The sequence below is a fragment of the Streptomyces sp. MMG1533 genome (assembly GCF_001279775.1).
GTDB lineage: Bacteria > Actinomycetota > Actinomycetes > Streptomycetales > Streptomycetaceae > Streptomyces.
On the sequence record NZ_LGDG01000057.1, the window covers coordinates 1 to 7,929 of the forward strand.

5 protein-coding genes, 1 tRNA gene and 1 pseudogene are annotated in these 7,929 nt (G+C 73.0%); 2 read left to right on the forward strand and 5 right to left on the reverse strand.

Translation table 11 applies throughout. The features are described from left to right. Positions 1-102: 102 nt before the first annotated feature. Entirely contained in the window at positions 103-717 is a 615-nt protein-coding gene (locus ADK57_RS09570; RefSeq protein ID WP_053748949.1) for a response regulator transcription factor, read from the forward strand. A gap of 23 nt (positions 718-740) precedes the next feature. Beyond that, positions 741-813: transfer RNA gene (locus tag ADK57_RS09575), tRNA-Gly, on the forward strand. 43 nt (positions 814-856) lie between these two features. On the opposite strand, the gene ADK57_RS09580 is transcribed toward ADK57_RS09575, so the two are convergent. From ADK57_RS09580 to ADK57_RS09600, 5 genes and pseudogenes are all read right to left on the reverse strand, one after another. Then, a complete protein-coding gene (locus ADK57_RS09580) occupies positions 857-1,756 on the reverse strand; it encodes a phosphoribosylaminoimidazolesuccinocarboxamide synthase (protein WP_053748950.1) in 900 nt (299 codons plus the stop codon). A gap of 84 nt (positions 1,757-1,840) precedes the next feature. Further along, positions 1,841-3,340 carry a N,N-dimethylformamidase beta subunit family domain-containing protein gene (locus tag ADK57_RS09585; protein ID WP_053748951.1) on the reverse strand — a complete coding sequence of 500 codons (1,500 nt, stop codon included), beginning with the start codon at positions 3,338-3,340 and terminating at the stop codon, positions 1,841-1,843. A 292-nt stretch (positions 3,341-3,632) separates the two neighbouring features. Next, the gene (locus ADK57_RS09590) at positions 3,633-5,621 is read right to left on the reverse strand and encodes a hypothetical protein (RefSeq protein ID WP_053748952.1); all 1,989 of its coding nucleotides are present in this window, start codon (positions 5,619-5,621) and stop codon (positions 3,633-3,635) included. Positions 5,622-5,938: 317 nt separating this feature from the next. Next, entirely contained in the window at positions 5,939-7,192 is a 1,254-nt protein-coding gene (purD, locus tag ADK57_RS09595) for a phosphoribosylamine--glycine ligase (RefSeq protein WP_053748953.1), read from the reverse strand. Positions 7,193-7,509: 317 nt separating this feature from the next. Then, a pseudogene (locus ADK57_RS09600) lies at positions 7,510-7,929 on the reverse strand (DNA polymerase III subunit gamma and tau); the annotation flags it as partial.

The window sequence follows — 7,929 nt, forward strand, 5'->3', positions numbered from 1 at the left end:
GGCGGTGGAGGGGGCGTTCGAGGCGGGGCGGGTCGATGGCGGGTTGTTCCGGGTGGTGGCCGAGGTGCCGCTGCTCACGGCCGATGCGGGCGAGGTCGTGGCATGACCACTCCCGTACGACTTCTCCTGGCCGACGACGAGCACCTCATCCGGGGTGCGCTCGCCGCGTTGCTCTCCCTGGAGGACGATCTCGTGGTCGTCGCCGAGGCGGCGACGGGGCCCGAGGCGCTGGCCATGGCGCGTGCCCACGCCCCCGACGTCGCCGTACTGGATCTGCAGATGCCCGGCGCGGACGGTGTGAAGGTCGCCACATCCCTGCGGGCCGAGCTGCCCGGGTGCCGGGTGCTGATCGTGACCAGTCACGGGCGGCCGGGACATCTGAAGCGGGCTCTGGAGGCGGGAGTGCGGGGATTCGTCCCGAAGACCGTCAGCGCGCAGCGGCTCGCGGAGATCATCCGCACGGTGCACGCCGGAAACCGTTACGTCGATCCCGAGTTGGCCGCCGACGCGATCTCCGCCGGGGACTCGCCGCTGACCGCGCGGGAGGCGGAGGTGCTGGAGTTCGCCGCCGATGGAGCGCCGGTCGCGGAGATCGCCGAGCGGGCCGCGCTGTCGCAGGGGACCGTACGGAACTATCTGTCGTCGGCCGTGTCGAAGCTGGGTGCGGAGAACCGTCACGCTGCTGTGCGGCTCGCGCGGGAGCGAGGTTGGGTATAGTTGCTCTCGCGCCACGGCGCACTGCGGACGTAGCTCAGTTGGTAGAGCGCAACCTTGCCAAGGTTGAGGTCGCCAGTTCGAACCTGGTCGTCCGCTCTGAATCGGCCCCCCGGCTTTCGCCGGGGGGCTTCTTCGTGTCCTACGACCAGCTCGTGCCCGTCAGCCGCTCGTACGCCTCCACGTACTTGGCGCGCGTCGCGGCCACGACCTGCTCGGGCAGCGGCGGCGGGGGCTGCTCGCTCTTGCGGTCCCAGCCGGACTCCGGCGAGGTCAGCCAGTCGCGGACGTACTGCTTGTCGTACGACGGCTGCGCGCGGCCCGGCTGCCACTGGTCGGCCGGCCAGAAGCGGGAGGAGTCCGGGGTGAGGACCTCGTCCGCGAGGACCAGGGTCTCCCCGTCGAAGCCGAACTCGAACTTGGTGTCCGCGAGGATGATCCCGCGGTCCCGGGCGATGTCCCGGCCGCGCGAGTACACGGCGAGGGTCGCCTGGCGCAGCCGGGCGGCGGTGTCGGCGCCGACCTGGCGGGCGACCTCCTCGTAGGAGACGTTCTCGTCGTGCTCGCCGACCTCGGCCTTGGTGGCCGGGGTGAAGATCGGGGCGGGCAGTTCCGAGCCGTCGACAAGGCCTTCGGGGAGGGCGAGGCCGCAGACCGTACGGGACTCGTCGTACTCGACCAGGCCCGAGCCGGTGAGGTAGCCGCGGGCCACGCACTCCACAGGGACCATCCGGAGGGACTTGCAGACCAGGGTGCGGCCGGCCCAGTCGGCGGGGGCGCCGTCGGGCAGGTCGGTGCTCAGGACGTGGTTGGGGGCCAGGTCGGCGAGCTGGTCGAACCACCACAGGGAGAGCTGGGTGAGGACCCTCCCCTTGTCGGGGATCTCGGTGGGCAGCACCCAGTCGAAGGCGGAGAGGCGGTCGCTGGCGACCATCACGAGGTCGCCCGCCTCGTTCTGGTACAGGTCGCGCACCTTGCCGGTGTGCAGATGTACCAGACCCGGAACCTGGATGGGCTCGGGCTTTTCAACGAATCCGGACACGGTTCCTCCCCGTGGTTCTGTCACGTGCGTCGATTCTCCCGTATGGGGGATCGGTTCCGGACAGGGGGACTGGTAGGTGGATGGTCAGCCACGTTTGCAGATGTGGTCCAGGAGGTTCGCAGTGGCGCGCTGGACGCGGGAGTCGACGTGGCCCGGGCGGTCCAGTGCCGGTGACCACGCGAACGTCCCGGATGCGAAGACCAGGGCGCCGGAGGGGGCGCGGTAGAGGGACGTCTCCTGGTGGCGGAGGGCTCCCTCGCTGTCCGCGTACGGGGAGTGGGCAAGCAGGATGCGGTCGTCGTGCTCGGGCAGCGGGGTGCGCGGGAAGTAGCGGTCGGCCTCGCCCGCGACCAGGCCCTCGATCTCGTCACCCTCGTGCGCGCCGGTCGCCTCCCACATCCAGTGGCCGACGTTGCGCACGATCAGGGGGTGGGGTTCGGGGACACGGCCGGCGTACTGGATGCCGACCAACTGCTGCTCGGGGCGGTCGATCTCGCGCCACAGCACCGGTTTGCCCGGCCCTCTGCGCTTTCGGCAGGTGAGCAGGCGGTCGGGGATGCCGGACGGGGACGGGCCCAACTCCACCTGCCAGTACATGGTGTTGGCCGACAGGAAGACCAGGCTGGTGCCATGCTCGCGGGCGCGTTCCACGGTGCGGCGCATGTTCGTCGACCAGTACTCGTCGTGGCCGGGGAAGACCAGGCCGCGGTAGCGGGTGGGGTCGATCCTGCCGGCGTGCAGGTCGCGGGCGTCGGCGTAGGCGAGGTCGTAGCCGTAGCGCTCGGCCCAGCGGATGAAGTCGTAGGCGTGGCCCACATGGAGGGGGAGGCCGGCTCCCGCGTACGGGCGGTCGAAGGAGATCGTCGTCGCGGCGTCGGCCTCGCCGAGCAGCCGGCCGTTCTCGTCCCAGGCGTGGTAGAGGCTGGCGCCGGTACGGCCGTCCTCCGGGTAGAGGTTGTACGCCTGCCAGGTGATGTCGGGCAGCAGGAGCAGCAGGTCGGCCGGGTGATCGTCGCGGACGGTGAAGGGGATGTGGGACCGGTAGCCGTCGGCGGTGGTGAGCACGGCGACGTACGCGCCGATGCTCCAGTAGCTCGGGATCTGCAGGCGCCAGGACAGCCACCAGTGGTGGCAGGAGACCGTACGGTCCGCGGCCAGTGGCGGGGGCTGGACCATGCCCGCCAGACGGGGGCTGGTGGTGATCTTCGCAGCGCCGTCACCGCCGTAGTGGCCGATGCGGTAGACGTCGACGGCGAACTCCTGCGGCGGGTCGACGGTGATGTGGAAGTCGACGGCCTCGCCGGGGGCGACCGCGCCGGTGGAGGTGAAGCCCTTGATCTGGCGGCGGACGTCGTCGGCCGAGCGGGGGCCTCCGGCCGCGGTGCGGGGGGAGGGCACCCTGGAGGCGCCTTCCTTCGGACTGTGGGCCGGATCCGCGTCCACGTACCAGGGGACGACCTGGCCGGTGTCGTCGAAGTACGTCTCCGTGCCGCGAAGCCAGGGGACGGGGCCCTGGCCGAAGGGGTCCGTCACCGCGTGCGCGAGTGCTCCCGACTCCCAGCGGCGGATCTGCTCCGATCCCATGGTCGCTCCCCTCCCTCGCGCCCCCTACGCCCGCGTCCTGTGTGCCCTGCGGCGTAAGCCCTTGTCCTGTGCCTGTCCTGCGGCGTAAGCCCTTGTCCTGTGCTCGATCGGTCCCAGCACATCACATTACGCACGCAGGCGGTCACTATTCGTTGCGAATTGACCGTAAGTGGAATCAGGTGGTCCGGTACAGGCGCCGCCGGTGTGCGCTGTCCGTAGGGGCTGTCCGTAGGCCTGCCTGGGGGCGCTGCCTGTAGGCGCCGCCAGTGGACGCTGCGCCTGTGGGTGGCCGTCAGACGAGACGGACCGGCTTCTCCGGGCGTATCCCCGACTCGACCAGCCACGCCTGCAGAGGGGCCGGGTCGCCCTCCTCCACCAGGCTGAGGACGCGGGGGGTCAGGTCGGCCGCCCGTTCGCCGTTGACCATGAGGGACGGGCCGTCGAGCCAGTCGAGGCCCGGGGTGGCGCCGGCGGTGTCCATCGCGGCGCAGCACACCATCGCGGTGACGTGGTCGGTGAGCAGTTCGCGGGCGGTGCGGGGTGGCTGCAGGGGGAAGAGGGGGAGCATGCCTTCGTCCCAGAGAGCGATGTCGGGGCTGCCGCCGCTGCCGGTGCTCTGGCCGGGCGTGGGAGGGCCTGATGCGGGTGTGTTCCCGGGCGCCGATGCCTCTTCGCGGGCGAGTTCGGCGCTGAGGCGGGCGGCGAGGGCGGTGCCGCTTTCGGTGCCGCCGGGGGCGTCGTCGTCGAGGTCGTTGAAGTCGTCGAGGTCGTCGTGGGGGGAGGGGGAGGAGGTGGCGGCGTCCGCGACCGCGTCGGTTCTGGTGCCGGTCTCCGTGCCGGTGCCGGTCTCCGTGCCGGTGCCGGTCTCCGTGCCGGTCTCGGCGTCAGTGGAGCGTGGGTCCGTGGAGCGTGGGTCGGTGCTGTCGTCGGCCCCGGCGGGCAGGGCATCCCCCGTGGCCCGGTCCGGGGCGCCGTCGGTGCCAGGTGTCGTCGCCGTCGGTTCTGTCAGGTGGTCCATGACGCGGGCCAGGGTCGGGCCGCCGTCGGGGTCCGACGAGGTGGGGTCGGGGGCGCGGCGGACGCCCAGTGCGTCCAGGACGCGGTGGAGGCGGGCCGCGTCGGTGCGCCACTTGCGGTCGACGACCTCGTCCGGGTACTCCTGCCAGTCCACCGGGGCCCAGTCCCGGCCCGGCTCGGCGGGGCCGCCGTGGAAGAGGCGGGCGGCCAGCAGCGAGGCGGCCTCGTCGATCGCGCCGGGCTCTTCGAGCAGGTCGCAGGCGGGGCGCTCGCCCAGGCGGGAGGCGAAACCCTCGGCCAGCCGGTCGCGCCGGGACAGCTCGGTGAGGGCCGCGACGACGCCCGCGTCCAGCCGGGAGGGCCAGCGGCCCATCCGCCAGGCGGGCAGCGCGACCCGGGTCAGCAGCCGGTCCCAGCCGGCGTAGGCGAGGCCCACCTGTTCCTGGGCGACGATTCTGAGGCCGTAGTCCACAGCCTGTGCACGCTCGGCCGCCGCGGCGGCGACGCCGCGCTCCATCTCGGTGGCATGGCCGCGACAGCTGCGCAGCAGCAGACGGGCGACCCAGCCGACGCCTGCGAGCACCGGGCGGATGAGGGCGCTGCGGCCGGGCGCCGAGGTCACGGCCACCGCCGCGTCCAGGCCCCGTACGAAGCGGCGGGCCGCGGCTATGTCCGGGTGCGCCGAAGGTCCCGTACCGGCGACGACCGGGGCGAGGACGGCGCGCAGCTCGCCCACGCGCATCCACCACAGGAACGGGGAGCCGATGACGAGGACGGGCGCTGCGGCGGCACGGCGGTGGGAGCTGCCCGGGCCCGCTATCTCGTCGTGGTCCTCGCGCGGGGGCGGGCCGTGGGCCGGGTGGGTGCGGTCCTCAAGCCAGCTGTCGCAGTCCGGGGTGAGCGCTATGGCGGAGGGTGCCGGGACGTCGAGGCGGTCGGCGAGGTCGCGCACCATGCGGTAGAGGTCGGGGGCCGACTCCTCGGCGATCGGGACCGTCGGGCTGACGGCGGGCCGGGAGCGGGCGACGACCAGGGCGATGCCGCCGGCGGCGAGCAGTACGAGGGCGGCGACGACGGACATCGCCCACCGGGCGGCGTCCCAGCCGGGGCCCACGAGGTGGTCGGTGGAGCCGCCGGCGAGCAGCACGACGGCGACGGCCGCGGGCAGCAGCGCGACGGCCAGCGCCCGGCTGCGGATGCGCAGCACGGCCAGGGCTCGGGACCGCGCGGCGTGCGCGCCCGCCTCCACACCCATACCGGTCATGACCGGACCTCGCCCCCTCCCTGCCGTCCTGCCGGCCCGGCTCTCTGCCCGGCTCTCCTGGCGTTGCTCACTCCCCCACTGTGGCACCCACCACAGACATCGCAATGCCGGTGGGCCAAGTGCCGGACCGCTTGCGCCGCACCCTAGTTGGGGCCCTGGCCGCCGTCAGCCGGATGGGGCATCGGTCACTCGATGGAATGGCCGTGGGGAAAGGTGGATGACGGACAGCAACGATCAGGCCCCGGATCCTGAGACGGATCCGGGGCCTGCGAGGTTTAGCGATATCCGGGTTTTCCTGCGGTCCGCGCCAGGATTTTTCAGGCGCCGGACGCCACCTTCGCCGCGATGTCCGTCCGGTACTGGGAGCCGTCCAGGTTGACGCGGGCGACGGCCCGGTACGCGCGGTCGCGGGCCTCCGTGAGGTCCTCGCCGACCGCCGTGACGGACAGGACCCGGCCGCCCGCGCTGACCACGGCGTCACCCTCGCGCCTGGTGCCGGCGTGCAGGACGTACGCGTGCGGGGCGTCCTGGGCGGCCACCTCGTCGAGGCCGGTGATCGGGTCACCGGTGCGCGGGGTGCCGGGGTAGTTGTGCGAGGCGACGACCACGGTGACCGCGGCTTCGTCGCTCCAGCGCAGGGGCGGCAGGTCGGCGAGGTTGCCCGTGGCGGCGGCCGTCAGGATGCCGGCGAGCGGCGTCTTCAGCCGGGCGAGGACGACCTGGGTCTCGGGGTCGCCGAAGCGGGCGTTGAACTCGATGACCCGCACGCCACGGCTGGTGATCGCCAGACCGGCGTAGAGCAGGCCGGAGAAGGGGGTGCCGCGGCGACGCATCTCGTCGACGGTCGGCTGCAGGACGGTCTCCATGACCTCGTCCACCAGCTTCGGGTCCGCCCAGGGCAGCGGGGAGTACGCGCCCATGCCGCCGGTGTTCGGGCCCTCGTCGCCGTCCAGCGCGCGCTTGAAGTCCTGGGCGGGCTGGAGGGGGACGACCGTCACGCCGTCGGTGATGGCGAAGAGGGAGACCTCGGGGCCGTCGAGGAACTCCTCGATGACCACGCGCTCGCAGGCGCCCGCATGCGACTTGGCCTCGTCGAGGTCGCTCGTCACCACGACGCCCTTGCCGGCGGCGAGCCCGTCGTCCTTCACTACGTACGGGGCGCCGAAGGCGTCGAGGGCTTCGGCGGCCTCTTCCGGGGTCGTACAGACGTACGACCGCGCGGTGGGCACCTCGGCCCTCGCCATGACGTCCTTGGCGAAGGCCTTCGAGCCCTCGAGCTGCGCGGCCTCCTTGGAGGGGCCGAAGACGGGGATGCCCGCCTCCCGCACGGCGTCGGCGACCCCGGCGACGAGCGGCGCCTCCGGGCCTACGACGACCAGGCCGGCGCCGAGTTCCACGGCCAGCGCGGACACGGCCGCGCCGTCGAGGGCGTCGACCTGGTGCAGCTCGGCGACCTCGGCGATGCCGGCGTTGCCGGGAGCGCAGTACAGCGCGCTGACGTCGGGATCTAGGGACAGAGAACGGCACAGGGCGTGTTCGCGGGCACCGCTGCCGATGACGAGGACCTTCACGGGGGTCAGCCTAACCGGGTTTTTGTGCGGGGTTCCGAAGGGGTGGAGGGAGGCGAGCTGTAGGTTCCTCCAAGGCGGGCCTGTGGGGGTGCTTCGGGGCGGGTGCTTCGTTGGTGCTTCGGTGCGGGTGCCGAGAGGCGGGTGCTTCGGTGCGGGTGCCGAGAGGCGGGTGCTTCGGTGCGGGTGCCGAGAGGCGGGTGCTTCGGTGCGGGTGCGGAGGGGCGGCTCGCGCAGCCCGGCGCTTGCGAGGTGCCCCTTCGGTGGGTCGGGAGCCGCCCAGGCGGCATGACCGCCCACGGATCGACGTCGCCGACCCGCTATTCGTTCGAGAACTCCTCCATCACCGTTGCCCCCAGCTCTCTCACGATGAGTTGGTGGCCGGACAGGGCCGACTCGTCGAGGTCGGGGTCGTCGTCCTCCGGGGTGTCGTCCTCGGGGGAGACCGGGGGCGGTTCCGGGGCGGACGGCCGCGGAGTGGGAGCGGCCGCGGGCGCCGGGGCCGAGGTGGTCGCGGAGGGGGCGGCGGGCGGGGGCTGGGGGGACGCCGGGCGCTGGGAGGCCGGGGCGCCACCGCCACCGCCACTGCCGTAACCCCCGCCACCGGTTCCGCCATGACCGGCGCCGCCTCCACCGCCGTAGCCGCCGCTGGAGCCCGTGGGGCCGCCGGTGGCCGGGGGTGCCGAGCCGCCCGACGGGTCGACGATGGCCTCGATCTTCCACTGCACGTTGAACTGCTC